At 68.6% G+C, this 22,937-nt stretch carries 25 protein-coding genes; 15 read left to right on the top strand and 10 right to left on the bottom strand.

Features of this window, described 5'->3' with window-relative positions; genetic code table 11:
* Positions 1-20: 20 nt before the first annotated feature.
* Both OEJ37_RS07655 and OEJ37_RS07650 read left to right on the top strand, forming a co-directional pair.
* Positions 21-1,145 (top strand): amidase, encoded by a 1,125-nt coding sequence (locus tag OEJ37_RS07655; protein WP_263343807.1) that lies wholly within the window; start codon positions 21-23, stop codon positions 1,143-1,145.
* A gap of 59 nt (positions 1,146-1,204) precedes the next feature.
* Positions 1,205-1,948 carry an SDR family NAD(P)-dependent oxidoreductase gene (locus tag OEJ37_RS07650; RefSeq protein ID WP_174420717.1) on the top strand — a complete coding sequence of 248 codons (744 nt, stop codon included), beginning with the start codon at positions 1,205-1,207 and terminating at the stop codon, positions 1,946-1,948.
* A gap of 91 nt (positions 1,949-2,039) precedes the next feature.
* On the opposite strand, the gene OEJ37_RS07645 is transcribed toward OEJ37_RS07650, so the two are convergent.
* Positions 2,040-2,672 carry a response regulator transcription factor gene (locus OEJ37_RS07645; RefSeq protein ID WP_174420718.1) on the bottom strand — a complete coding sequence of 211 codons (633 nt, stop codon included), beginning with the start codon at positions 2,670-2,672 and terminating at the stop codon, positions 2,040-2,042.
* 351 nt (positions 2,673-3,023) lie between these two features.
* Between OEJ37_RS07645 and hpaC the strand changes: the two genes are divergently transcribed.
* Positions 3,024-3,587, top strand: coding sequence for a 4-hydroxyphenylacetate 3-monooxygenase, reductase component (gene hpaC / locus OEJ37_RS07640; protein WP_174420719.1), 564 nt, complete (start codon positions 3,024-3,026; stop codon positions 3,585-3,587).
* Positions 3,588-3,598: 11 nt separating this feature from the next.
* Here the strand turns inward: hpaC and OEJ37_RS07635 are convergent, their stop codons facing one another.
* Together OEJ37_RS07635 and OEJ37_RS07630 are read right to left on the bottom strand one after the other, a co-directional pair.
* Positions 3,599-4,849, bottom strand: coding sequence for a YbfB/YjiJ family MFS transporter (locus OEJ37_RS07635; RefSeq protein ID WP_175917488.1), 1,251 nt, complete (start codon positions 4,847-4,849; stop codon positions 3,599-3,601).
* 276 nt (positions 4,850-5,125) lie between these two features.
* Positions 5,126-5,671, bottom strand: a complete 546-nt coding sequence (locus tag OEJ37_RS07630; RefSeq protein WP_263343869.1) for an RBBP9/YdeN family alpha/beta hydrolase — start codon at positions 5,669-5,671, stop codon at positions 5,126-5,128.
* 117 nt (positions 5,672-5,788) lie between these two features.
* Here OEJ37_RS07630 and OEJ37_RS07625 point away from each other — a divergent pair, with 117 nt between their 5' ends.
* The 3 genes from OEJ37_RS07625 (at position 5,789) to OEJ37_RS07615 (ending at position 7,627) form a co-directional block, all read left to right on the top strand.
* On the top strand, positions 5,789-6,244 hold the full coding sequence (locus tag OEJ37_RS07625; RefSeq protein ID WP_072442157.1) for an Lrp/AsnC family transcriptional regulator: 456 nt from the start codon (positions 5,789-5,791) through the stop codon (positions 6,242-6,244).
* Positions 6,245-6,492: 248 nt separating this feature from the next.
* Positions 6,493-6,615 carry a hypothetical protein gene (locus OEJ37_RS07620; RefSeq protein ID WP_006766865.1) on the top strand — a complete coding sequence of 41 codons (123 nt, stop codon included), beginning with the start codon at positions 6,493-6,495 and terminating at the stop codon, positions 6,613-6,615.
* A gap of 58 nt (positions 6,616-6,673) precedes the next feature.
* Entirely contained in the window at positions 6,674-7,627 is a 954-nt protein-coding gene (locus tag OEJ37_RS07615) for a leucyl aminopeptidase (protein WP_174420721.1), read from the top strand.
* A 16-nt stretch (positions 7,628-7,643) separates the two neighbouring features.
* Here the strand turns inward: OEJ37_RS07615 and OEJ37_RS07610 are convergent, their stop codons facing one another.
* Positions 7,644-8,153: a GNAT family N-acetyltransferase gene (locus tag OEJ37_RS07610; RefSeq protein ID WP_174420722.1), complete on the bottom strand. Its 510-nt coding sequence runs from the start codon at positions 8,151-8,153 to the stop codon at positions 7,644-7,646.
* 500 nt (positions 8,154-8,653) lie between these two features.
* On the opposite strand from OEJ37_RS07610, the gene OEJ37_RS07605 reads away from it, so the two are divergent.
* Both OEJ37_RS07605 and OEJ37_RS07600 read left to right on the top strand, forming a co-directional pair.
* Complete coding sequence (locus tag OEJ37_RS07605; RefSeq protein ID WP_263343806.1) at positions 8,654-8,986, top strand: type II toxin-antitoxin system RelE/ParE family toxin; 333 nt, start codon at positions 8,654-8,656, stop codon at positions 8,984-8,986.
* The gene (locus tag OEJ37_RS07600) at positions 8,983-9,312 is read left to right on the top strand and encodes an addiction module antidote protein (RefSeq protein ID WP_263343805.1); all 330 of its coding nucleotides are present in this window, start codon (positions 8,983-8,985) and stop codon (positions 9,310-9,312) included. The genes OEJ37_RS07605 and OEJ37_RS07600 overlap by 4 nt, the downstream gene beginning before the upstream one ends.
* Before the next feature lie 24 nt (positions 9,313-9,336).
* Here OEJ37_RS07600 and OEJ37_RS07595 read toward each other — a convergent pair whose 3' ends face one another.
* Together OEJ37_RS07595 and OEJ37_RS07590 are read right to left on the bottom strand one after the other, a co-directional pair.
* Positions 9,337-11,355 carry a VTT domain-containing protein gene (locus OEJ37_RS07595; protein ID WP_263343804.1) on the bottom strand — a complete coding sequence of 673 codons (2,019 nt, stop codon included), beginning with the start codon at positions 11,353-11,355 and terminating at the stop codon, positions 9,337-9,339.
* Between the two features lie 102 nt (positions 11,356-11,457).
* Positions 11,458-11,910, bottom strand: coding sequence for a hypothetical protein (locus OEJ37_RS07590; protein ID WP_174422030.1), 453 nt, complete (start codon positions 11,908-11,910; stop codon positions 11,458-11,460).
* A 322-nt stretch (positions 11,911-12,232) separates the two neighbouring features.
* Here OEJ37_RS07590 and OEJ37_RS07585 point away from each other — a divergent pair, with 322 nt between their 5' ends.
* A complete protein-coding gene (locus OEJ37_RS07585; protein WP_174422029.1) occupies positions 12,233-12,880 on the top strand; it encodes a response regulator transcription factor in 648 nt (215 codons plus the stop codon).
* A complete protein-coding gene (locus OEJ37_RS07580) occupies positions 12,877-14,664 on the top strand; it encodes a sensor histidine kinase (protein ID WP_263343803.1) in 1,788 nt (595 codons plus the stop codon). Before OEJ37_RS07585 ends, OEJ37_RS07580 begins: the two co-directional genes overlap by 4 nt.
* 120 nt (positions 14,665-14,784) lie before the next feature.
* Here OEJ37_RS07580 and OEJ37_RS07575 read toward each other — a convergent pair whose 3' ends face one another.
* Positions 14,785-15,075 (bottom strand): prevent-host-death protein, encoded by a 291-nt coding sequence (locus tag OEJ37_RS07575; RefSeq protein ID WP_317891523.1) that lies wholly within the window; start codon positions 15,073-15,075, stop codon positions 14,785-14,787.
* A 131-nt stretch (positions 15,076-15,206) separates the two neighbouring features.
* Between OEJ37_RS07575 and OEJ37_RS07570 the strand changes: the two genes are divergently transcribed.
* Entirely contained in the window at positions 15,207-15,887 is a 681-nt protein-coding gene (locus tag OEJ37_RS07570; protein ID WP_263343802.1) for a hypothetical protein, read from the top strand.
* Between the two features lie 12 nt (positions 15,888-15,899).
* Here the strand turns inward: OEJ37_RS07570 and OEJ37_RS07565 are convergent, their stop codons facing one another.
* Both OEJ37_RS07565 and OEJ37_RS07560 read right to left on the bottom strand, forming a co-directional pair.
* A complete protein-coding gene (locus OEJ37_RS07565; protein ID WP_263343801.1) occupies positions 15,900-17,210 on the bottom strand; it encodes an MFS transporter in 1,311 nt (436 codons plus the stop codon).
* A 113-nt stretch (positions 17,211-17,323) separates the two neighbouring features.
* Positions 17,324-18,340, bottom strand: a complete 1,017-nt coding sequence (locus tag OEJ37_RS07560; protein ID WP_175943593.1) for an ABC transporter substrate-binding protein — start codon at positions 18,338-18,340, stop codon at positions 17,324-17,326.
* 238 nt (positions 18,341-18,578) lie between these two features.
* Between OEJ37_RS07560 and OEJ37_RS07555 the strand changes: the two genes are divergently transcribed.
* Together OEJ37_RS07555 and OEJ37_RS07550 are read left to right on the top strand one after the other, a co-directional pair.
* Positions 18,579-19,244, top strand: coding sequence for a response regulator transcription factor (locus tag OEJ37_RS07555; RefSeq protein ID WP_263343800.1), 666 nt, complete (start codon positions 18,579-18,581; stop codon positions 19,242-19,244).
* Entirely contained in the window at positions 19,231-20,652 is a 1,422-nt protein-coding gene (locus OEJ37_RS07550) for a sensor histidine kinase (protein WP_263343798.1), read from the top strand. The genes OEJ37_RS07555 and OEJ37_RS07550 overlap by 14 nt, the downstream gene beginning before the upstream one ends.
* Before the next feature lie 240 nt (positions 20,653-20,892).
* On the opposite strand, the gene OEJ37_RS07545 is transcribed toward OEJ37_RS07550, so the two are convergent.
* The gene (locus OEJ37_RS07545; protein WP_263343797.1) at positions 20,893-21,744 is read right to left on the bottom strand and encodes an NmrA family NAD(P)-binding protein; all 852 of its coding nucleotides are present in this window, start codon (positions 21,742-21,744) and stop codon (positions 20,893-20,895) included.
* Here OEJ37_RS07545 and OEJ37_RS07540 point away from each other — a divergent pair.
* Positions 21,743-21,883 carry a hypothetical protein gene (locus OEJ37_RS07540; RefSeq protein WP_263343796.1) on the top strand — a complete coding sequence of 47 codons (141 nt, stop codon included), beginning with the start codon at positions 21,743-21,745 and terminating at the stop codon, positions 21,881-21,883. The two genes, OEJ37_RS07545 and OEJ37_RS07540, sit on opposite strands and share 2 nt — an antisense overlap.
* Before the next feature lie 116 nt (positions 21,884-21,999).
* On the top strand, positions 22,000-22,923 hold the full coding sequence (locus OEJ37_RS07535) for a LysR family transcriptional regulator (protein ID WP_263343794.1): 924 nt from the start codon (positions 22,000-22,002) through the stop codon (positions 22,921-22,923).
* The last annotated feature ends 14 nt before the right edge of the window (positions 22,924-22,937 follow it).

Below are 22,937 nucleotides of genomic sequence, written 5' to 3'. Positions count from 1 at the left end.
GCCTCTTCACGACACCGACCATGACAGGCTTCATCGACACCTTCACGCTCGGCGGCCCCGGCCCGACGATCGCGATCAAGGACACGATCGACATCGCCGGCCATCCGACCCGCGCGGCAAGCCGTGCGCTCGCCGATGCGCCGCCGGCAGCGCAGCATGCGGACGTGGTCTGCCTGCTGCTCGACGCCGGCTGGCAGATCGCCGGCAAGGCGAACATGCACGAACTCGCGTTCGGCATGACCGGCATCAACGACTACACGGGCACACCCGTCAATCCGCAGGACGCATCGCGCATTCCGGGCGGCTCGTCGAGCGGCTCCGCATCGCTGGTCGGGCTCGGCTCGGTCGACGCGGCGCTCGGCACCGACACGGGCGGCTCGATTCGCGGGCCGGCCGCGTGCTGCGGCGTGGTCGGGCTGAAGCCGACGTTCGGCCGCGTGTCGCGGCGCGGTGTAGCGCCCGTCGACACCACGCTCGATTGCGTCGGGCCATTCGCACGCGACATCCGCACGCTGGCCGCGGTGATGGCCGCAATCGCGCCGGGCTTCGATCGTGCGCGTGCGGCGGCATCGTCGGCGAACTGCACGATCGCGCAAATCACCGTCGACGCCGATCCGGCGATCGCGGCCGCGCTCGATGCGGCGCTACGCGCGTCGGGCCTGCGCTCGCATGCGATCGTGCTCGACGAGATGCCGGCCGCGTTCGCCGCGGGGCTCGCCGTGATCAACGCGGAAACGTCGCGCGCGTTCGGCCATCTGGTCGCAACGGCCAAGCTCGGCGCCGATCTCGATGCGCGGCTGCGCACGGCCGCGACGACGACGCCTGCGGCACTCGCCGAAGCCGAAGCGGTCCGCTTGCGCTTCACCGCGCAGGTCGACGCCGCGCTCGAACACGCCGACGTGCTGGTCCTGCCGACGCTGCCCGCGCTGCCGATCACGCTGCAGCAGGCGCGCGACGGCGTATCGGTCATCGCGATGTCGTCGTTGATCCGGCCGTTCAACCTGAGCGGCCATCCGGCACTCAGCATGCCGCTGCCGCTGGCCGGTTCGCCGCTGAAGGCCGGCTTGCAGATCGTCGGGCGCAAGGGCACGGACGAACGGGTATGCGCGATCGCGGCACACTTCGAAGCGGCACTCGCCGCATGAACCACGATGCGGGCGCGACGACAACAAGCGCGCGCCCGCGAACCAGGGAATCACGCACCATGTCAGAGCGAATCGTCCTCGTCACCGGCGCCGCGCGCGGGCTCGGCGCCGTCATCGCCGAACGCTTTCATGCGGCCGGCTACCGCGTCGCACTGGCCGATATCGCCGCCGACGCGATTCATGCGCATGCACGCGAACTCGACCCGAGCGGCGAACGCGCGATCGCATTGCCGCTCGACGTCACGTCGAAGCGCGATTTCGAAGCGGCGCGCGATGCACTCGTCGCACGCTGGGGCACGATCGACGTGCTCGTCAATAACGCGGGCGCATCGAAGGTCGTGCCGGCGATGGAGATCACGGCCGAGCAGTTCGACCAGGTGATCGACGTGAACCTGCGCAGCGTGCTGTTCGGCTGCCAGGTGTTCGGCCAGTACTTCGCAGCGCGCGGCGCGGGCCGCATCGTCAACATCGCGTCGCTCGCCGGGCAGAACGGCGGCTCCGCGACGGGCGCGCACTACGCGGCCGCGAAAGGCGGCACGCTGACGCTGACCAAGGTGTTCGCGCGCGATCTCGCTTCGCAGGGCGTGACCGTCAACGCGATCTCGCCGGGCCCGCTCGATCTGCCGATCGTGTATGAAAGCGTCGCGCCGGAAAAGCTTCGTCAGGTGCTCGCGAGCCTGCCGGGCGGCAAGCTCGGGTCGGCCGGCTTCGTTGCGGACGCAGCCGTGCTGCTCGCGTCGGGCGACGCGCATTTCGCGAACGGCGCGTGCTGGGACATCAACGGCGGGTTGTACATGCGCTGAGCGGCGGTGCGCATCGATCGTGCGGTGCCGACCGGTGCCGCGCACGGGGCATGTGCAGGTGCGGCTGCGTCCGTATGCATACCGACCGTTGTTAGCGCGACGCCCCCCCGTCGTCGCCCCACACGACCATCACGTCGCGCACGAGCGCGGCGATCGAGGTCGCGCCGAGCTTCTCCTTGATGCTCGCGCGATGCACGTCGACGGTCTTCACGCTGATCGACAGGTCCGACGCGATCTGCTTGCTGCCCTTGCCGTCGACCACGCCGCGCAACACTTCCTTCTCGCGCGCGGTCAGCGCATCGAGCCGCTGGCGCAGCTCGCGATGGCGCTGGCCGACCGCATGCCGCTGCTGCGCGAGCCGCAGCGCGCGCTGCACGCGCTCGAGCATCTGCTGCGAGTTGTACGGCTTCTCGACGAAATCGATCGCGCCGTTCTGCAGCGCACGCACGGACATCGGGATATCGCCGTGCCCGCTGACGAAGATCACCGGCAGCGTCGCGCCGCGCGCATTCAGTTCCGCCTGCACGTCGAAGCCGCTCTTCTCCGGCATCCGCACGTCGAGCACCAGGCACGCGGGCAGGTTCACGTCGAAGCGCGCGAGAAAGTCGGCGGCGTTCGCGAACCCTTCGGACGCGATGCCGACCGATTCGAGCAACCACGCGAGCGACGTGCGCATGCCGCCGTCGTCGTCGACGATGTATACGATCGGTGCGGGTGACGTCATCGCGGGTGTCTCGCAAAATATAGGTATGGGTATCGCACGCGCCGCGCATGGGGCCGGTTGCCGGCTCGTCGCGAGCGTCGTTCGCTGGGGGTGTGCGGTACATCATAACGAGCCGAAAACCCGCTGAATACCCTTTTACGTGCCGCACGAACGCACAATCGCGCTTTTTTCGCGCAGCGCGCCGCGCATCTAGGTAGAACCTTCAGACGCGTTGGCGAGAACGCCATCTTCATCGTCAATCGTGCGAATGGTCGTCCGCATTTTCGCGACGTACGCTTGGGTCATCGTCGACGATCGAACGCTGCACCGGCAGCGCGCACGATCGCCGCCTTCGTCCACCCGGGAGCGCCCATGTCCGCCACATCCTCCACGATCTCCGCGCCCGCTGGCGCGCGACCTGCACGCGTCGAACCGACCGACGCGCAGAAAGCGTTCCGGCAAGCGATGGCCCACCTCGGCGCGGCCGTCAACGTGATCACCACCGCCGGGCCGCACGGCCGCTGCGGGATCACCGCGAGCGCCGTGTGCTCCGTCACCGACGCGCCGCCGACGCTGCTCGTGTGCCTGAACCGGTCGAGCGCGATGCACGCGACCTTCGAGCGCAACCGCCATGTCTGCATCAACGTGCTGCCGGCCGAACACGAACTGCTCGCGCGGCATTTCGCGGGGCTCACCGACCTGCCGATGGAACGGCGCTTCGAGCTGCCCGTGTGGGATCGCGGCGAGCAGGACGTGCCCGTGCTGCGCGACGCGCTCGCGAGCCTGCAGGGCACGATCGCCGAGATGAAGGAAGTCGGCTCGCATTCGGTGATGTTCATCGAGGCGACGTCGATCCGTGTGCGCGACGACGGCGACAGCCTCATCTACTTCAGCCGCGCGTTCCATCGCGTGTCGCGCACGGCGTGCGCGCGTTGACCTTCGCGTGACTACGCGGCAGCCCGCAACGCACGCTGCCCGGCCGCGAGCGCGGCGCCCGCGAACAACGTCAGCGCCGAATACACGAGCCCGCGCGCGAGCCCCGCGCTGTCCGACACCCAGCCGATCGCGACAGGCCCGGCAATCTGACCGAACGCGAAGACCGTCGTGAACGCGCTGATCCCTTTCGCCCAGCCGTCGGGCGGCAGGTTGTGCCGCACGAACGCGGTGGTCGATGCAACAGCCGACAGGAACGTCGCGCCGAACAGCACGCCCGATGCGAACGCGGCGGCCGGATGCACGAACATCGCGGGCATCAGCGTCGCGATGCCGAGCAGCGCGTTGAGCACGGCCAGGGCCTGGCCGCCGCGCATCCGGTCGAGCAAGCGCGACCACAATCGCGCCGAGACGACGGTCGCGACGCCGAGCATCACGTAGAACGCCGATACCACCGTGCCGCTCATTCCCGCGCCGCGCAGCAGCGCGACGATGAACGTCATGTACCCGATATAACCGACGCCGAACAGGCCGTAACCGGCCAGCGCGAGCGCGAAGCGGGCCGGGCTCGCGGTGACGGCCGGTGCCGTTCCGTCGCGCGGCGTGGCTGGTGCCGCATGCGCGCGCTCGATGCGACGCGCGGCCGACACGGCCACCGCCGAGAACAGCACGCAGGCAATCGCGAGCGCGAACCATGCGGGCTGCCAGCCGTGCGCGCCCTGCGTAAGCGTGGCCGGCACGAGCAGCGACGACGCGACGATGCCCCACCCCGTGCCGCCGTAATAGAGACCGAGCAGCAGCCCCGCATCGCGCGGCGACGCCGATGCGAGCCGCGCGGCCAGCACGCCGCCGCTGATGAAGATCAACGCGCTGCCGACGCCGGTCGCGAGCCGCTGCACGAGCAGCACGTGCATGTCCGACGTGAATCCGCACGCGGCCATCAGCAACGCGGTCAGCGCACAGCCGGCCGCGAGCAGCGTGCCCGCATGCCAGCGCCGCGACAGCAACGGAAACGCGAGTGCGCCGATCAGGTAGCCCGCGGCGTTTGCCGTGTTCAGCGCGCCGGCCTGCGCGAACGTCCAGCCGAGATCCGCCTTCATCGGCGGCAGCAGCAACGCATACGAAAAGCGTGCAAGGCCGAGCGCGATCGCACTGCCGAGCGACAGGCAGATCGCGAGCCGCCACGCGGCCATGCGGTCGGGGTCGGTTGCGTCGGCGTCCGGCCGCGACGGGCCGGCACGCTCCGGTTGCAGCGCCGTGGGCATCAGGTCGTCTCCATCGTTGTTCGAGGCCGGGACGTGCGCACCCGCAATGCCGACGTGACGTCGCGAACGTCAGTCGCTGCGTCGTCGACGCGGAATCCGCCGCCGGGCATGCGTCAATCCCGATTGCCGAGGCTGACGTCGCCGTCGAGCGATCATACTTGACCGCTCGTCCCGACGGCGTGCCGCAGCGACCGGAATCCCGCGACGATCGCGACCGCTTCCGGTTCTTCCATACGGCAACGAAAAGCGCGGGAGCGCGCCAGCCGCTTGCGTGCGCTATCCACCCAATCCGGCGGTAAAGGCCGTGAGCAACGCGCCTCCTTCGCGCCATTCCTTCAACCCCGCGTCCGCGTTCAGATGGCCACGCACGCCGAGCAGAAGCGGCGTCGCACCGTACGCGCTTGCCCATGCAACCCCTCGCCCCGACGGGTCGTACGGGTCATCCGAACTGGCGATCGCAACAACCGGCACGCCGTCGAAATCACCGGTCGGCAAATTCGCAAACGCCTTCGCGGCGACGGGAAAATGCGGGCCGCCCGGATCGGGCACCGCGACGAGAAACGCGCCGCGCACGCTGCGCGTCGAAACGGCATGCCAATGCGCGAACAACAAGCAACCGAGCGAATGACAAATCACCAGCGGCGGTGCCGCGGCTTTCGCGACGGCCTCGTCCAACGCCGCAATCCAGTCGCTCAGGTCGGGCGCGTCCCACGAAGCCGGAGTCATGCGCGTGGCGCCGGGAAGCGTCGCCTCCCAATGACTCTGCCAGTGATCCGCGCCCGAGTTTCCGATACCCGGCACGATGACAATCGCTTGTTCCATCCCCGCCTCCATGAACACAGGAGTTCGCAGTCTGACGGGCCGGAAACACGCGCGGAATGGCAAGTCATCGGTTATTGAGACAAAATGCCGATGACTTAACGGAACAGGAGGGCGGCAATGTCGAACGGAGAACTCGATCGCCTGGATATCGCCATCCTCGAAGCCCTGCAGGAAAACGCGCGAATGCCGCTTTCCGAAGTGGGCCGGCAGATCGGTCTGTCGCAGCCCGCGACTTCCGAGCGCGTCAAACGCCTGGAAGAGCGGGGCATCATCACGGGCTACGGCGCGCGGATCGATCCGGCGGCACTGGGGCTGGGGATGATGGCCATCATCCGGCTGAGAACGACGCACGAACACATCAAGCCCGCCCTGAGCGCGTTCGCCGACATGCCGCACGTGATCGAAGTCCACCGCATGACCGGCGAGGATTGCTTCCTGCTGAAGGTACGGGTGCCGACACCGGAGCAACTGGAAACCATCGTCGACGCGATTGCCCGCTTCGGCGCAGTCACCACTTCGCTGGTACTCCGGTCCGAGCCGGTCAAGCCGCTCGGGAAAGCGCTGCTCGGTTGATGCGGGTCACAGCCTCGCTCGGCGCCCGCGCGATTCGCGTGATCCGCTTCCTGCGCCGCGCCGGATCGCGCATGCTCGATGTTTAGCACCGCTCGGCTAAAAACCTTGCAGTGCATTGCCTTCCTCAATTCATCAGACTAATATCGACGCCACTCGCCCGGCATTCACGAAATACCGGATGAGGAGCGGCGATCTTTTAGCCGCGCTTTCATGTTGAATCACTCATGTTCACCACAGGAGAAATTGACATGCAGGACACCCAGCAGATCGAATTGCTTGACTGGATGCAGGAAGACACGCACCCCGAGGCCGTCGACATGATGGTCGAGGACGCCGTGGTGCCGTTCGGCACCGCGCTCTGGCCGGTCTGAGCGGGCCACCCGTTCTCGCGGAAGGGCCGCGGCCCTTCCGCCGCTTCCGGAGACACGCATGCTGAACCTGCACCGCGCGCTCGGCTTTCACCCCGCGCTGCGCGACAAGCTCGCGCGCGGCGAGTCGGGAAAACTGCTGGTCGGTTATGACACCCGCAACCGCGACATCGCGTTGCGCGCGTTTGCCGCCCTGCCCGATTCGCTCGACGCGACCACCCTCTGCCTCGAAACCACCGCGCCCGCCGACATCGCCGCCGCGCTCGATCGCGCCGATCTGTTCGTGCTGCTGTACGACTCGTCGTGCCTGCCGACGCCGTCGCCGAGCGGGCCGCCGTTCCTCGCCGCGATCCGCCCCGCGATCGTCGAACACTGGGGCAAGTCGGTTTTATTCAAGGATTACGGCCCGCATCTCGACGAGGCATTCGCCGAATCGCTCGACGACATCGCGGCACGCAACGGCCGGCTGATCGACGCGGCCGCGCGCGCATCGCAGATCCGCTTCATCGACGAAGCCGGCAACACGCTGACGGGCTCGCTCGCGCCGGACCAGAAATGGACGAGCGTGGATGGAATGGGCAATCTCGACGTCGTGCCCGGCGAGATCGCGACGCACGTCACCGACCTGAACGGCTCGGTCGTGTTCAGCGGTACGTTTCTCGGCACCGTGCCGTTCGCGATCAAGTACAAGGTGGCCGAGCGGCTCGCGACGCTGCACGTCGAGAACAGCACGATCGTCGATTTCGACAGCGACGACGCGGGTTTCCGGCGCGACTTCTCGACCTATCTCGACCGGCACGCGAATCACCGTCGCATCGAGGAATTCGGCATCGGCACGAACCTCGGGATCCGCGGGCTGTACGGCCGCAACGCGGGGTTCGAGGAACGCCATCCGGGCCTGCATCTCGGGCTCGGCGGCGGCGAAAACGGCAGCCATCATCTCGACCTGATCTTCGCGCGCGGCACGCTCGCGCTCGACGAGCGGATCGTGTTCGACGGCGCATTCGCCGTCTGACCGGATCACTGCGTGCTCAGGCTTCGGCGGCCGCCGCGTCGCCGAGCCACTTGAACATCACGAAACAATCGACGAACCCGCGCCGCGCGTGACGGTACGCGCGCGGCAGTCGGCCGACGATCTCGAATCCCAGCTTCTGCCACAGCGCGACCGCGACCTCGTTCGTCGCGACCACCGAGTTGAACTGCATCGCGAGGAAACCGCGCTCGCGCGCGACCTGCTGCGAGTGCTCGCACATCAGGCGCGCGACGCCGCGGCCGCGCGCGGCTTCGCTCACCATGTAGCCGCAGTTGCATACGTGATTGCCGGGCCCGGCCGCGTTCGCCTTCAGGTAGTACGAACCGAGCACCACGCCGTCCTCTTCGGCAATCCATGTGCAGAGCGGCGCGTCGAGCCACAGTGCGCGCGCGGCCTCCAGCGTCGGCGCGGGATCGAATGCATAGGTTTCCTGAGCGGCGACGATGGCGCGGTAGGTCGGCCAGAAGCGAGGAAAATCGTCCTCGGTCATCGGGCGAAGCGTGATCATGCGGTTTCTCTCGTGAAGGGCATGTCGGCAGGAATGCGATCGATCGTACCGCGATTCGTCGACGGCCGCCGTCCCGCGGAACGCCGCTGCGATACGCGCCCGGCGGCACGCCGTACCGGCGCTTGAATGCCTGCGATAAACCCGACAAGCGCTCGCCGTTGCGTCGGCGCGTCGCCGGCAGGTTTGCCGTTCACGTCATTCCCTCCCGACACCCCACACTCGGCGCGCGCCTCGTCATCGCGCCATCGACACCGGCCATTCAGCCGAATCGCCGCCGTACGCACCGGATGAAAAAATGATCGTCGTCCGGGAAGCCGGCTTCGCTGCCTGAAACCCCGAACCATGAAGGCGCTGCATGCGCTCCGGCCGCGGCGCCGTTGCGTTGCACGCCATCTCGCTCCGACGACCGGCAACGCGTGCATCGCACCCCGTTCACACCGCCTGTGGCCGGCCGCATGGCCGCCTCGTTCCCTTCACCCCTTTGTAGCTTATAAGTTACAATGCTATCCAAGTTCGAACTGCTTCGCTATCAGCGCGACGACGGTCGCGAGCCTTTCACCGAATGGCTGAACGCTGTGCGCGACAAGCCCGCCCAAGCGCGGATTCGCGAACGCCTGCGCCGCGTGCAGACGGGCAACTTCGGCGATTGCGAGCCTGTCGGCGAAGGCGTGATCGAACTGCGCATCCATGTCGGTGCCGGCTATCGCGTGTACTTCGGCCGGCACGGCGGTGCACTGGTACTGCTGGTGTCCGGTGGCGACAAGGGCAGTCAACCCGACGACATCAGGCGCGCAAAGGAACACTGGTCGAACTGGAAACGGAGGCAAATGTGAACAAGCTCAAAGGCGCGGTATCGCACCACGACGCGGAAGTCGCCGAACTCGGCGCCGATCGCGAACTCGCGGTGGCCTATCTGCGCGTCGCCATGGAATCGCTCGACGATCCCGACAACCGCGCGGCCGCCCTGCTCGCGCTGCGCACGGTCGCGGAAGCGTACGGCGGGCTCGGCGCCGTCGCGGCCGAAGCCGGCATCAGCCGCGAATCGCTGTATCGCACGCTCTCCCCCAACGGCAACCCGACGCTGAAAACCCTGCTCGCGGTGCTCAAGACGGTCGGCCTGCGCCTGTCCGTCGTCCCCGCGCAGCCGGCGCGCGCGTAAGCGGCGCACGGCCCGCCCGCTCGCTCACGGCCTGGTCATCCACACGAGCAGCACCCCGGCCGGCGCGGCAGTCATCCCCGCCGGCGGATGCTCGATCGTCGGCTCGACCGCCAGCGCCTGCGCGATCGCCGCCGCATCGTCGATCGGCGTCGTCCGCACGATCGTCAGCAGCCGCGCCGGCCGGCGCAGCGTCTCGCGATACAGTGCGCCGTACCACAGCGGCCGCGTGCCGAGCGCATCCTGCAGCACGTACGGATAACGCCACAGCCGCAGCACGACGCGGCTTTCCGGGTGGCCCGGATCGACGCGGACGAACACGCGGCGCGTGCTCTCGCCATGCGCGTAGCGCGGCAGCACCGGCAGCGTGTCGGCCGGCGCCTGCGGCAACAGCCAGCGCAGCGCGGTGGCCGGCGACCACGGCGTCGCGCGCTGCCAGCCGGCCTGCGCGAGATGGCGATCGAGCGTGTCCGACGTCGCACTCCATTGCAGCGGCAGATATTCCTCACGATCGCCGCCGATCTCGGTGCGCCGCGTCGGCACGCGCTGCCACCCGCCGCGCATCCACTGGTCGACGGTCATCGCGACCACGTCGCCGACATGCGGTCGCGCCGCGCGGTCGAGCTGCCATTGCGCGGGAACCGTCCATACGCCGGTCGTCGCGAGCACCACGACCACCGCGACGAGCGCCCCCCTCGGCTGCACATGCTCGCGCACGCGCCAGTACGCATAAGCGCCGGCGAGCACCGCGAACCACGCCAGCCCGAGGCTCCAGCCGCCGAGCAAACCCGACAGCCATGTGTCGCCGACGTACAGCCGCGCGAAGCCGCCGAGCACGATCCACAGCCCGACGGCCGTCACGACCGGGATGCGCCACCGCGCGGGCCCGTCGTGCGCCAGCACCCAGCCGAGGCCGCTGCTCGCGAGAATCGCGAACGCCGCATCGGCATCGGGCAGCGGCACGTGCAGCGCGCCGGGCGGCAGGCTCGCGGGCGTCGCGCCGGGCACGCCCGCACCGAATGCCGGCACGAGCACGACGGCGATGCCGACCGTCGCGAGCCACCACGCGGACGTCAGCCAGCAGCGATGAATCATCAGCCAGACAAGAAACGCGGCCGCGACGATCAGCCCCGTATCGTGCCCGTGCAGCACCGCGAGCGCGCGCATCGCGGCATCGACGGGCGGCGTGCGCAGGTTCTGCAGGAACGCGTACAGCGCGATGTCCGCCTGCATCAGCGGATCGTTCGCGACGACATCCTGCACGAGCCCCGCGAACAGCCACACGCAGCCGACGAACAGCAGCGCGAGCACGGGCACCGCGCCCGGCAGGCGGCGCACGCGCGCGATCGTGCCGTGCAGCCGCGCGCCGAAGCGCGGCCAGCGGCGCGCGCAGGCGTGCACGACTTCGACGAGCGCGCGACGCAGCAGCGGCCAGCCGCGCCGCAGCGCGACGCGCACGCCGATCCACACCAGCGCGACCAGCGCGGCGACGACCGCCAGGATCGCGGCGACCCGCACGCTGATCGCCGCGGCCAGGACGGCCGACGCGCCGAACAGGATGCCCGGCGCCACATGCACGGGCGCCCATACGAGTGCCGATATCACGTTGACCGGATAAAACGACCGGCGCGGCAGCATCGCGCAGCCGACGACGACCGGCACGACCGCGCGCACCGGCGCGAGGAAGCGCGCGAGCACGATGCTCTTCATGCCGTGACGCAGCACGAATTCCTCGCCGCGCGAGTAAGCGGTCGCGTAGCCGAAACGCGCCCACGCGTTGCGGATCACCCCGCCATAGTGCCGCCCGAGCTCATAGCTGATTCCGTCGCCGACCACGGCGCCGACGGCCGCGACGCCGATCGTCGTCCACCCGTCGAGCGCGCCCGCGCCGATCAGCGCGCCGGCCGCGAACATCACGGCACCGGCCGGCACGACCGTGCCGACCAGCGCGATCGCCTCGGCGCACGCGGTCACGAACACGATCGCCAGCACGAGCAGCGGATGCGCGCCGATCGCGCCGATCCATGCGTGGATCGTGTCGCTCATCGCGCGCTCCAAAGCGGCGCGGCCCGGTGTGCGAACACCGGGCCGGCAGTGGCGTGGGGAAGGTTCATCGCGAGGTGCGCGCGGTCGCGCCGGCGTCGGAGGTCAATCGAACTCGTGCTGCCGCGCATCCGCCTCGAGCGGCGCGTCGTGGTACCCGACCGTCGCGATCTCGTACAGATAGCGCGCGAGAAACGCACCGATCGACCCGGCGGCCTCGTATTGATGCACGTGACGGAATTCGTGAGTCAGCAGGCGGCGCGTGTCCTGCCCTCGCAGCACGTACACCGCATGGCCGAGCGTGAGCCCGATCGTCCCCGGCGACAGCAGCCCGGTGTCGCGTGCGATCGCGGCCAGCGAAGGCGTTTCGGGGAACGGCATGCGCTCGACGGTCACGACGCGGATCCGCTGCGGCTGCGCGACGCCCACCTTGCGCGCGTCGTCGGCCTGCGCCGGCGTCAGCGGCGCGCCCCGCGCGATCCCGCGCGCCGCCTCCGCTTCGGCCCACGCGACGGCGGCAGGCAGTGCGGACGGCAGGATATCGGCAAGGTCGATCATCGCGGTGCTCCTCGGTTGGCGCGGTTGCATCGGGCACCAGTTTAGTCCCGAATCGGGTCGGTTCGCGGGGCGCTTCGCGTGACGTCGCGCCGGTCCGCCCCGGGTGCATCAGTCACCCGGGAATACCCTATACACAAGCGGTCCACGCTGCATCCTTTCCCGTCGATTACTTCGGTTCGGTACACATTCCGGGGTCGGATATCTCGAAAATTTCCCGGATGTGTACCGTTTTGGGATTGGGCGGAATATATTGATCGGAAGAACAGTCGCGGCGGCAACCGGACGGCAGGGCCCGCGGCGTCATCCCGAAGAGGGTCGCTCGATGATCAGGGTAATTCTGGCTGACGATCACGCAGTCATGCGGGACGGACTGCGTCACATCCTGGAGACGGCCGGCGGTTTCGAAATCGTCGGCGAGGCGAGCGACGGCTCGACCACGCTCGCGCTGGCCGAGCGCGGCGCCGCCGACGTGCTGCTGCTCGACCTGTCGATGCCCGCACCGACCGGCATCGAGCTGATCCGGATGATCAAGAGCCACGCGCCGTCGCTGCGCACGCTCGTGCTGACGATGCACGCGGAGGCGCAGTATGCGGCGCGCGCGTTCAAGGCCGGCGCAACCGGCTACCTGACGAAGGACAGCGCGACCGCCGAGCTCGTCGACGCCGTCGGCAAGGTCGCGGCGGGCGGCGTCTACGTGAGCCCGTCGGCGGCCGAAAGCCTCGCGCGCACGCTGCGCACGCCGGCCCAGATGCTGCCGCACGAACGGCTGTCCGCGCGCGAGCTCGACGTGATGCACCGCATCGTCGCGGGCCAGACCGTCACGCAGATCGCGTCCGAACTCGCGCTGAGCGCGAAGACGGTCAGCACGTACAAGACGCGGATCCTCGAGAAGATGGAACTGCCGCACGAAGCCGCGCTGGTCCGCTACGCGATGCGCCACGATCTCGACCCCGGCTTCGACGACGCATGACGACCGCCCTCCACTTACCGCCCGCCCCCACGGACGACGACGATCCGGACACGTCGCGCCTGTTCATGTCGTCGCTGCCGCCGGGCCGGCCCGAACGGCGGCTCGCGATCGCGACCGTGCTCGTGTCGGCCGCGATCTTCGCCGCGCTCGCGCCGTTCGCGGGCATGCCGCTCGCGCAGGGCTGGGCGTTCATCCCCGTGTACCAGTCGGCGATCGTCGTCAACGACATGGTGACGGCCGGCCTCCTGCTCGGCCAGTACGCGATCCTGCGCGAGAAATCGCTGCTCGCGCTCGCGGGCGGCTACCTGTTCACGGCCTTCATGGCCGGCACGCACATGCTGACCTTCCCGGGGCTGTTCACGCCGACGGGCCTGCTCGGCGCCGGCGAACAGACCACGGCCTGGCTGTACCTGTTCTGGCACGGCGGCTTTCCGCTCGCGGTCGCCGTGTACGCGCTGCTGCGCGCGGCGTCGCGCGCGCGCCCGATCCCGGCCCCGCAGCGCCGCGCGGCGATTCCGGTGGTGCTCTGCATCGCCGCGGCGGTCAGCGCGACGGCCGCGCTCGCGGTGCTCGCGACCGCCGGCCACGACCTGCTGCCGCGCATCATGCACGGCAACCGGATGGCCGCGAACATGAAGAACGCGATCACGGTCGTCTGGGGGCTGAACCTGGTTGCGCTGATGCTGATGTGGCGGCAGCGGCGCCGCCATTCCGTGCTCGACCTGTGGGTGATGACCGTGCTCGTCGCGTGGCTGTTCGACATCGCGCTGTCGTCGATGCTCAATCACGGGCGCTACGATCTCGGCTTCTACGCGGGCCGCGCGTACGGCCTCGTCGCGTCCGGCGTCGTGCTGTTCGCGATGCTGTTCGAGAACGGCCGATTGCATGCGCAGACGGTGCGCGCGCTGGCCGGCGAGCGCCACCAGCATCTGCTCATCGTGCAGAAGAGCGCGCAGTTGAACGAGGCGAACGAACGGCTCGAACAGCGCGTCGCCGCGCGCACCGAGCAACTGAGCGCATCGAACCGCGACTTGCGGCGCGAAGTCGAGGAGCGCGTGCGTGCGGAGCGTGCGCTGCAGGCGTCACGCGAGGATCTGCGCGAGATCGCCGCGATCAGCGCGACCGCGCGCGAAGCCGAGCAGCGTCGCATCGCGCGCGAGTTGCACGACGAACTCGCGCAGCTGCTCGCAACGCTGACGAACGATCTCGAATGGCTGATCGACCACGTGCCGCAGGACGACGCGCTGCTGGCGCGCAAGATTGCGGCAATGCACACGATGGCGCGCGGCGCGGTCGCCGCGACGCGGCGCATCGCGTCGGACCTGCGACCGCTGATGCTCGACGATCTCGGCTTCGCCGCGGCGATGCAATGGCTCGTGGAGGATTTCCGGCACCGTCACGGGATCGCGTGCACGCTGCACGTCGAACCGCCCGAACTGCAACTCGACGAACCGTACGCGACGGCCGTGTTCCGCATCGCTCAGGAAGCGCTCGCGAACGTCGCGCGGCACGCGGCCGCGTCGCATGCGGACGTGGACCTCGTGCACCGGGACGAGGCGATCGCGCTGACGATTTGCGACGACGGCACGGGATTCGATCCCGGTGCGCCGCGCAAGTCGAGCTCGTTCGGGCTGGTCGGCTTGCGCGAGCGTGCGTATCTGGTCGGCGGCACGCTGCGAATCGCGACGAGGCTCGGCGAAGGTACGACGGTCGAGGTGGAGATTCCGCTGTCGCATGAGCCTGTGACGGTTGCGCATGGCGGAGATGGGGTGTCGCTCGGGTAGGCGGCGGAATGCGGTTGCGCCGCGTCGCCTACGCGTTCACTGATAGTCGTCTTCTCGTTGATGCCGGACGGCGAGGATCGTGAGTTGCGTCCGCGATGCACGTATCGCCGTCCCGATGGCTTACTCGACCGCTTTTGTCGCCCGTGCCGCTTTCAGCATGCGCTCGAGTTCGGCCTGGAAGTCCGCAGCATCGACGTATTCGCCGGTACGCCGCGCATCGTCGCGCGATGCAAGGCCACGCGCGACAAACTCGCGCTGCAGGCGCCGGCGCGCAATACCGTCGCGAAATACAGTCATCGTCGTCATTTTCATTGCACGCTCCATACGCCACATCGACAACGCATGGTAACGCATCGACATGATGCGCGATGCGTCCGCCTGCCGGCTACGATGCATTTGCTGCGCGGCCATGCGATTACCCGCCGCCCCGCTCGGCATTGCCCGCGCGAACCTCGGCACGACGCTACAATTCCTCGCCATCACCGCCCCGCATCCGTCATATGCCAACGCGCCGGGCGAACGCACCTCCCCCAATCGACACGATGAAAACGATCCTCACCTACGTACTCGGCTTCTGCGCCGTCGCGGCCGGCTGGCTTGCGGTATCGGTGCTGTGCTGGCCCGTCCTGATTGCACTGCAAACATTGACGACGGCCCTGTTCATCCCGCATCCGGCCGGCAGCTATATCGGGCTCGGATTCGTGTCGACCGCACGGCTCATGGATTTTCCGACCAGCTTCGCCGGCGCCTTTTCGGTGCCGTTCATTAATGCGCCGCTCGGGTTCATCGCGATCATTTTGTGGTTCGGGGTGCTGATGATCGTGCCATCCACGCGCAAGCGCTATCGCACCAAGCCGCGTGGTCGTGCATCGCGGGCCGTTCTGCTGCGCGCGGCCCGCTCGCTGCTGATCCTCACCGCGGTGCTCCTCGTCGTCGCGACGCCGTTCCTGCGGCGCTACGAAATCGTGACGTCGGATCACCTCTACGTGCGGCACCTGTTCGACTGGCACGAGCGCGCGTATCCGCTCGCGTCGCTGAAGGAGATCCGCGTGGACCTGCCCGAATACAGCCGCGGCATCGTCACGTGGGACTTCATGTTCGACGGCGGCGACCGCTTTTCGACGACCGCGCCGAGCATCGGCGCGATCAGGTACCTGCTGTCGAACAACGCGCACGTATCGACCAACTTCAAGGTCGTCGGGAACCGGGTGACGATGCGGTGACGCCGCTCGCCGTCACACCCGCGCCGCCACCATCCCCCGCTCCGACCGCGTCCACGCGACCAGCGCGCCGATCCCGAGCAGCGCGAGGCACACGATCGGCACGATCATCGGCCCGAACGCGGTGCCCGTCACCTTGCCCGCGAACGGCATCAGGTTCTGGCTGAAGAAGCCGCCGAGGTTGCCGATCGAATTGATCGCCGCGACGCTCGCCGCCGCCCGCGCACCGGTGAAATAACGCGGCGGCATCGACCAGAAGCACGGATACAGCAGCGGGATGCATGCGCCGCCGAGCACGAGCGCGATGAAGCGCAGCGGCGTCGACGGCAGCACGAGGCTCAGCAGGAAGCCGAGCGCGCCGAGCGCCGCGACGATCGCGATCGTGCGCAGGATGCTCTTCGCGCGGCGCAGCTTCGCCGGCAGCCACAGCAGCAGCAGCACCGCGAGCGCCCACGGCAGCATGCTCAGGAAACCGTTCGTACTGCTCGACACGCCGAACGATTTCACGAGCGTCGGCAGCCAGTACGTGACGCCGTACAGCGACGTCGACATCAGCATGTAGGTCGCCGCGAACAGCATCACGCGCGGATCGAGCAGCGCCTTCCACGGCTGACCGTGCTCGGCCTGCGCGGGTTTTTCGCGCTCCAGCGCGGCCGCGACGATCTGCTTCTCGCGCTCGTCGAGGAACGGCGCCTCGCGGAACGACGCGGGCAGCACGCGGAACACGACGATCGCGACGATCACGGCCGGAATGCCGGTTGCAATGAACACCCACTGCCAACCCGCCAGCCCCCACACGCCGTTCAGGCTCAGCAGCACGCCGCCGACCAGCGAGCCGAGCATGTTCGCGAGCGCGCTGCCGAGCGTGAAGATGCCGAGCACCTTCGCGCGGTAGCTTTGCGGAAACCACAGCGTCAGGTAGTAGATCACGCCCGGATAGAAGCCGGCCTCGGCGATGCCGAGCAGGAAGCGCAGCGAGCAGAACGCGGGCATCGACGTCGTGAAGCCCATCAGCACGGTGATGAGGCCCCACGTCAGCATGATCCGCGCGAGCCATACGCGTGCGCCGTAACGATGCAGCGCGAGCGTGCTCGGCACCTCGAACAGCAGGTAGCCGATGAAGAACAGCGACGACGCGAGCCCGAATGCGGCCTCCGTCATCCCGAGGCTGTGCACCATCTGCAGTTTCGCGAAGCCGACGTTCTGCCGGTCGATGAACGCGATCAGGAACATCACGACGAGGATGGGCAGCAGGCGCCGCGCCACCTTCGACATGATGCGTTGTTCTTCGGCGGACGCGGGGTCCAGGATTTCGGTAGCGTTCACTACGGGCTCCTTGCGTGAATCGGTTGCGTGTCGGTTGGTTCGGCGCCGCGCGCAACGAACGCGCGGGCGCGGGGGTGTTTCGGTGAATGTCGCCTGTCGGCCGTCGGCGGCGCTCAACCCGACCGGTAGTCGTCGAGCATCGGCGCGAACATCTCGTGCCACGCGCGCGGCTTCGCCTTGATCGTGCCGGCCAGGTACAGGAATTCGACGTAGTCCATCAACTGGTTCGGTCGCACCGAGAAGCGCGTGTCGGGCGCGGCGAGCATCCGCATCACGTCGTCGTGCGACACGCCGACGCCCGACGACGACGCATAAAGCGCGGCCGCCGCGCGCGGGTCCTGCGCGATCAGGCGGTTCGCTTCGTCGAGCGCGCCGAGGAACGCCGCGGCCAGCGCGGGCTCCGTATCGACGAGCCGCTTCGGTGCGAACACGACGTCGAGCGTCATCGGGCCGAGCACGTCGACCGAGCTCACGACACGGTGGATGCCCGGCTGCCGCAACTCGAGCGTCGAGAACGGCGGCGACGTGAAGTGCGCGGTGACGCCGTTCTCGCGGCGGATCAGCGCCTGCATCGCCTGCGGATGCGGCAGGTTCACGGTGATCGAATCGAGCTGCGCGAAATGCTTCGGACCGAGTTGCCGGCTCGCGACCATCTGCAGCACGACGGCCGACAGCGACGTGCGGATGCCGGGCACCGCGATGCGGTCGGACGGCGTGAAGTCGCGCAGCGATGCGAGGCCCGGCCGATTCGCGTTCAGCGACAGCGACGTGGTAGACAGTCCGCTGATGCCGATCACCTCGACATTCGGAATGCCGCGCGCCCGCGCCCACAGCTCGATGAAGCCCGGCGCGCCGGCGCCCGCGAAATCGAGCGTGCCGGCCATCATCGCGTCGTTGACGGAATTGCCGCCGTCGAGCAGCACCCAGTCGACCGCGACGTCGCGCACGCCGTGCCGCGCCGCGTGCCGCTCGAACAACCGCTGCTTCTCCATCACGAGCAGCGGCAGGTACAGCACGCCGTAGCCTTTCGAGATCCGCACCGTGCGCGGCTTCGCGCGCACGAGCGACGGCGCGGCGAGCACGCCGAGCCCGGCGGCGATCAATGCGCGGCGGCGCGGCGACGTCGTCATGCGCGTGCCGCCATGCGACGGGCGGCAGACGGCCACGCGAGGGCCGGCGGCGCGCTGCGCCGCGCGTGCGTCGTGCCCGTGACTTGCTGCATGTTGCCGTCTCCTTGAATATTTCTGGTATTAATGCCGTCCTTGCGTGCTTCTTCCGGCTCGACACAGGTTATCGACCGAGTCTGAGAAAATGCTGACATCCCGGCCCCGGGAAAACCCCTAATCCACCCACCTGCAAAACGGCACCATGCGCATTCTCGTCGTGGAGGACGATGCCGAAATCGGCGCGGCGATCCGCAGCCGCCTGGCGCGGCTCGGCCACGCGGTCGATCTCGAAACCGACGGCGCGACCGCGAACGGGCTGCTGCGCGTCGAGCGTTTCGATCTCGTCGTGCTCGACGCGAACCTGCCCGGCATGGACGGTTTCTCGGTGCTGCGCAACCTGCGCGCGTCGCGCAGCACGACGCCCGTACTGCTCGTCACCGCGCGCTCGGCGATCGACGACCGCGTGAGCGGCCTCGGCCTCGGCGCCGACGACTATCTGGTGAAGCCGTTCGACTACCGCGAGCTCGATGCGCGCGTGCAGGCGCTCCTGCGCCGCAACAGCGGCCACGCGAACGACGTGCTGACGCTCGGCGGCCTCGTGATCGATCGCAGCAGCCGCCTGGCCGAACTCGACGGCCAGCCGCTGTCGCTGTCGCGCCAGGAGTTCGCGCTGCTCGAAATCCTCGCGAGCCGCCCGCAGCGTATCTTCTCGAAGGAAGAATTGCTGAACCAGCTGTTCAGCTTCGGCAACGAGCCGACCGCGAACGCGGTCGAGCAGTATGTGACGCGCGTGCGCAGGAAGCTGCAGGGCAGCTCGGTCGAGATCCGCACCGCGCGCGGGATGGGGTATCAGATTGCCGCGCAATAACTGGTTCCCGAAGACGCTGTTCGGACGCACGCTGCTCTTCATCGCGCTCGTCGTCGCGACCGGCGCACTCGCGCTCGCGGCGATCGCGCGCTACTACGCGGGCGTCGCGGCCGAACGCGCGTACGACCAGTTGCTCGCCGGCGCGTCGATCCAGGTCGCGGAGAACCTCTACGTGCAGGGCGGCGTGCTCGCGCTGAATCCGCCGGTGGCCGCGCTGTCGACGCTGTCGCGCTACGACCTCGTCTACTACAAGGTCGTCGATTCGCGCGGCGTCGTCGTGGCCGGCTACAACGATCTCGCGAGCCCCGCGACGCTCGCCGCCGCGAAACAGGGCCCCGCGTTCGCGAACGCCGTCTACCAGGGGCACCGGATCCGCACCGCGACCATCGCGCGCTACATGCCCGAGGAAAGCACGCCGGGCTGGGCGCTCGTGACCGTTGCGCAAACCACCAACGCGCGCCAGCAGCTCGCGAACGACATGAGCATCAAGGTGTGGACGCTGATCCTGCTGATGAGCGTGCTCGCGATCGGCGCGAGCGGCCTCGCGATCCGGCGCGGCCTGCGCCCGCTCGCGCAGATCGGCACGATCATCGCCGCACGCGACCCGGCCGACCTGCGGCCGGTGGCCGTCGACACGCCAAGCGAAATCGACGCGATCATCGGGTCGATCAACGGGTTGATACGCCGCCTGGCCGAACGCATCAACGCGATGCAGCGCTTCATCGCCGATGCCGCGCACCAGATGCGCACGCCGCTCGCGCGGCTCGACGCGCAGATCGAACTGCTCGACGGCGAAGCCGATCCCGCGCGCCACGCGGCACGCCTCGACGCGCTGCGCGCGACTTCTGCGGATGTCGGCCGCCTGACCGGCCAGCTGCTCAATCACGCGATGGTGATCCATCGCACCGAAGCCGTGCCGCTGCAACCGGTCGAACTCGTCGCGCTCGCGAAGGACGTGCTCGGCCGCGCGATTCCGCTCGCGGGCGAGCGCGACGTGGCCGTTGCGTTCGCGAGCGACGCGCCGCTCGCGTGGATCGACGGCGATGCGATCAGCCTGCAGGAAGCGCTGTCGAACGTGCTGCACAACGCGTTGCTGCACGGTCATGCGGACGACATCGTCGTATCCGTCGCGACCGCGGGCAACGTCGACGGCGCGGTCATGCTGACCGTCACCGACAACGGCCGCGGAATTCCGCGCGAGCACTGGGACGCCGCCTTGCAGCCGTTCGTGAGAATCGCGCCGGACGGCAGCGAGCGGCGGACCGGGTCGGGCCTCGGGCTCGCGATCGTGCAGGAAGTGATGAAGGCGCACGGCGGGCGCGTCGGGTTCGCGTTTCCCGACGCGGGCGGGTTCGCGGTGGTGCTGACGTTTCCGCGGGCGGCGGGGATGGGCGCCAGGCAGGCATAGGCCGGTGAAACCCGGCTCACGGTCGATCGGGCACTTGCTTCAACTCATGAGCCGCAGGTCATCATGTGTCGGTCACCGTTGAGCCACGCCAACTACACTGCCACCGCCTCCCCGCCCAGATAAGCATCGCGCACGCGCTCGTCGATCGCGCCATGCGTCGCCGCCGCCGAACGCGCGCCCCCGACGTGCATCGTGCGTACCGCCGCGGAGGCCGCCGCACCTGCGCGGCGTCGCCTCCGCTCAGCGCCAGCTTCCGGCGTAATCCGCAACGAACCGCTCGAACGCGATCGGCGCCCGGCCGAGCAGCGCCTGCACGTCGGCGCTGACGGCCGCCGCGTGGCCGGCCGCGATTATCCGGTTCAGGCTCATCAGCACATCGATCGACCACGCGTCGGCACCTGCGGCGCGCATCGACGCGATCGCCGCATCGTCCGTCACCGGCACATACTCGACCTTGCGCCCGAGCACCGTACCGATCCGTGCGACCACATCGGCGTTCGACAGTGCTTCGCCGCCCGTCAGCTCGTAGATCCGGCCGGCATGATCGGCCGGGTGCCGCAGGATCGTCGCATTGACGGCGGCGATGTCGCGCACGTCGACGAACGACACCTTCCCGTCGCCCTGCGGCAGATACAGCGCGCCCCCGCGAATCATGTCCGCGTAGAACGTCACGAAGTTCTGCATGAAGCAGTTGGGCCGCGTGATCGTGTATGCGATGCCCGACTCCATCACGAGCCGGTCGATCTCGCCTTGCACGCGCCCGATCGCGACCGGCGACGCGGCATCGGCACCCGCGCCCGACGAGCGGACGATATGCGTGACCCCGGCCGCCCTGGCCGCCGCGACCGCATTGCCGGCCAGCGTCACCATGTCGGCCTGCAGCGGCAGCAACAGGAACAGCGTGTCGATGCCCTGGAACGCATGCGCCAGGCTCGCGGCGTCGGCGAGATCCGCGCGACGCGTTTCGACGCCTTCGACCGCCCTGCCGCTGTTCGAGCTGGCGATCACATGCGCGCCGGCCGCCTTCAGTTGCGTGACGAGTTCGCGCCCGATGTTCCCGGTCGCGCCGGTCACGAGAATGGTGTGGGACATGATGTATCTCCTGATCGCAAATGGAATTCGCGCCGTATTGCCGGACCGCGACGACCGCCTCGACATGCGAAACCGCCATTGCCGCCGTGCCGGCGCGCAAGCAACTCCGCGCCCGTTCGCGTTCGTCACGGGTAGCTGAACATGCGCCGCCCGTTCGCGGAACACGACCCGACGGACATCATCCTAGCCGCGCCCATTCATGCCGAATAGGCCATAATATGTCGAATTAATTTCAACGATTTCGATCGAATCGCCATGAACGATCTGCGTGTACTGGAAAGCTTTCTCCGGACCGTGGAAGCCGGCAGCTTCTCCGCGGCGGCCAGCCGGCTGGGCGTCACGCCGGCGGCCGTCAGCAAGCATGTCGCGAAACTGGAGCGCAGCCTCGGCACGCGGCTGTTCCGCCGCACGACGCGCAGCCTCACGCTGACGGAGGCCGGCGAAAGGCTGTACGCCGAAACGTCGACGGCGGCCAACGCGCTGAGCCAGGCGATGGCGACACTGACCGAGCGCGACGCGCGCCCCGCCGGCACGCTGCGCATCAGCATCGCGCCGGGGTTCGGGCGCCAGTACGTGTTGCCGCTGATGCCGGCGTTTCTCGAACGCTTTCCGGATCTCCGGCTCGACTGGAGCCTCGAGAACCGCCACGTCGATCTGGTGAAGGAAGGCTTCGACGCCGCGATCGGCTCGGGCGTCGAGGACGACGCAAACGTCGTCGCGCGCGAGCTGGTGCCGATCCGGTTGCTGACGGTCGCATCCCCCGCGTATCTGGCGAAGCACGGCGAGCCGGCGACGCTCGCCGAGCTGTCGCGCCACGATTGCATCCGGTTGCGCTCCGCGACGACGGGCCGCGTGCGCGACTGGGCGTTCACGGTGAATGGCGAAACGGTGACGGTCCCGATCGACGGACGCGTCGTGCTGACCGATCTCGATGCCATCTGCGATGCGGCCGTGGCAGGCATGGGGCTCGCGCGGCTCGGCGCGCATCATGTGCTGCCGCATCTCGACGAAGGCCGGCTCGTGCGCGTGCTCACGCGCTATCCGGCGATGGGCGGCACGATCTACGTGTACTACACGCACGCGCGCCTCACGCCACCGAAGGTGCGTGCGTTCGTCGAGTTTCTGACGGAGTCGTTTTCGCGAAGCGACTGGCGGGCGCGCGTCGACACGTTCGGTTGACGGGAATCGACAGG

Origin of the sequence: Burkholderia sp. BKH01, assembly GCF_025685725.1 — a bacterium.
Taxonomy (GTDB): domain Bacteria; phylum Pseudomonadota; class Gammaproteobacteria; order Burkholderiales; family Burkholderiaceae; genus Burkholderia; species Burkholderia pyrrocinia_C.
The sequence above is the reverse complement of the archived record's forward strand: the minus strand, read 5'-3'. Positions and strand labels throughout refer to the sequence as shown.

What these genes read in the sequence shown, in the direction of transcription:
- OEJ37_RS07635 (WP_175917488.1), bottom strand. Translation starts at nt 4,849, where the DNA reads ATGCCCACGGCGCTGCAACCGGAGCGTGCCGGCCCGTCGCGGCCGGAC.
- OEJ37_RS07650 (WP_174420717.1), top strand. Translation starts at nt 1,205, where the DNA reads ATGTCAGAGCGAATCGTCCTCGTCACCGGCGCCGCGCGCGGGCTCGGC.
- hpaC (WP_174420719.1), top strand. Translation starts at nt 3,024, where the DNA reads ATGTCCGCCACATCCTCCACGATCTCCGCGCCCGCTGGCGCGCGACCT.
- OEJ37_RS07610 (WP_174420722.1), bottom strand. Translation starts at nt 8,153, where the DNA reads ATGATCACGCTTCGCCCGATGACCGAGGACGATTTTCCTCGCTTCTGG.
- OEJ37_RS07620 (WP_006766865.1), top strand. Translation starts at nt 6,493, where the DNA reads ATGCAGGACACCCAGCAGATCGAATTGCTTGACTGGATGCAGGAAGAC.
- OEJ37_RS07535 (WP_263343794.1), top strand. Translation starts at nt 22,000, where the DNA reads ATGAACGATCTGCGTGTACTGGAAAGCTTTCTCCGGACCGTGGAAGCC.
- OEJ37_RS07540 (WP_263343796.1), top strand. Translation starts at nt 21,743, where the DNA reads ATGATGTATCTCCTGATCGCAAATGGAATTCGCGCCGTATTGCCGGAC.
- OEJ37_RS07590 (WP_174422030.1), bottom strand. Translation starts at nt 11,910, where the DNA reads ATGATCGACCTTGCCGATATCCTGCCGTCCGCACTGCCTGCCGCCGTC.
- OEJ37_RS07560 (WP_175943593.1), bottom strand. Translation starts at nt 18,340, where the DNA reads ATGACGACGTCGCCGCGCCGCCGCGCATTGATCGCCGCCGGGCTCGGC.
- OEJ37_RS07545 (WP_263343797.1), bottom strand. Translation starts at nt 21,744, where the DNA reads ATGTCCCACACCATTCTCGTGACCGGCGCGACCGGGAACATCGGGCGC.
- OEJ37_RS07585 (WP_174422029.1), top strand. Translation starts at nt 12,233, where the DNA reads ATGATCAGGGTAATTCTGGCTGACGATCACGCAGTCATGCGGGACGGA.
- OEJ37_RS07630 (WP_263343869.1), bottom strand. Translation starts at nt 5,671, where the DNA reads ATGGAACAAGCGATTGTCATCGTGCCGGGTATCGGAAACTCGGGCGCG.
- OEJ37_RS07625 (WP_072442157.1), top strand. Translation starts at nt 5,789, where the DNA reads ATGTCGAACGGAGAACTCGATCGCCTGGATATCGCCATCCTCGAAGCC.
- OEJ37_RS07595 (WP_263343804.1), bottom strand. Translation starts at nt 11,355, where the DNA reads ATGAGCGACACGATCCACGCATGGATCGGCGCGATCGGCGCGCATCCG.
- OEJ37_RS07555 (WP_263343800.1), top strand. Translation starts at nt 18,579, where the DNA reads ATGCGCATTCTCGTCGTGGAGGACGATGCCGAAATCGGCGCGGCGATC.
- OEJ37_RS07575 (WP_317891523.1), bottom strand. Translation starts at nt 15,075, where the DNA reads ATGGCCGCGCAGCAAATGCATCGTAGCCGGCAGGCGGACGCATCGCGC.
- OEJ37_RS07615 (WP_174420721.1), top strand. Translation starts at nt 6,674, where the DNA reads ATGCTGAACCTGCACCGCGCGCTCGGCTTTCACCCCGCGCTGCGCGAC.
- OEJ37_RS07655 (WP_263343807.1), top strand. Translation starts at nt 21, where the DNA reads ATGACAGGCTTCATCGACACCTTCACGCTCGGCGGCCCCGGCCCGACG.
- OEJ37_RS07605 (WP_263343806.1), top strand. Translation starts at nt 8,654, where the DNA reads ATGCTATCCAAGTTCGAACTGCTTCGCTATCAGCGCGACGACGGTCGC.
- OEJ37_RS07570 (WP_263343802.1), top strand. Translation starts at nt 15,207, where the DNA reads ATGAAAACGATCCTCACCTACGTACTCGGCTTCTGCGCCGTCGCGGCC.
- OEJ37_RS07645 (WP_174420718.1), bottom strand. Translation starts at nt 2,672, where the DNA reads ATGACGTCACCCGCACCGATCGTATACATCGTCGACGACGACGGCGGC.
- OEJ37_RS07580 (WP_263343803.1), top strand. Translation starts at nt 12,877, where the DNA reads ATGACGACCGCCCTCCACTTACCGCCCGCCCCCACGGACGACGACGAT.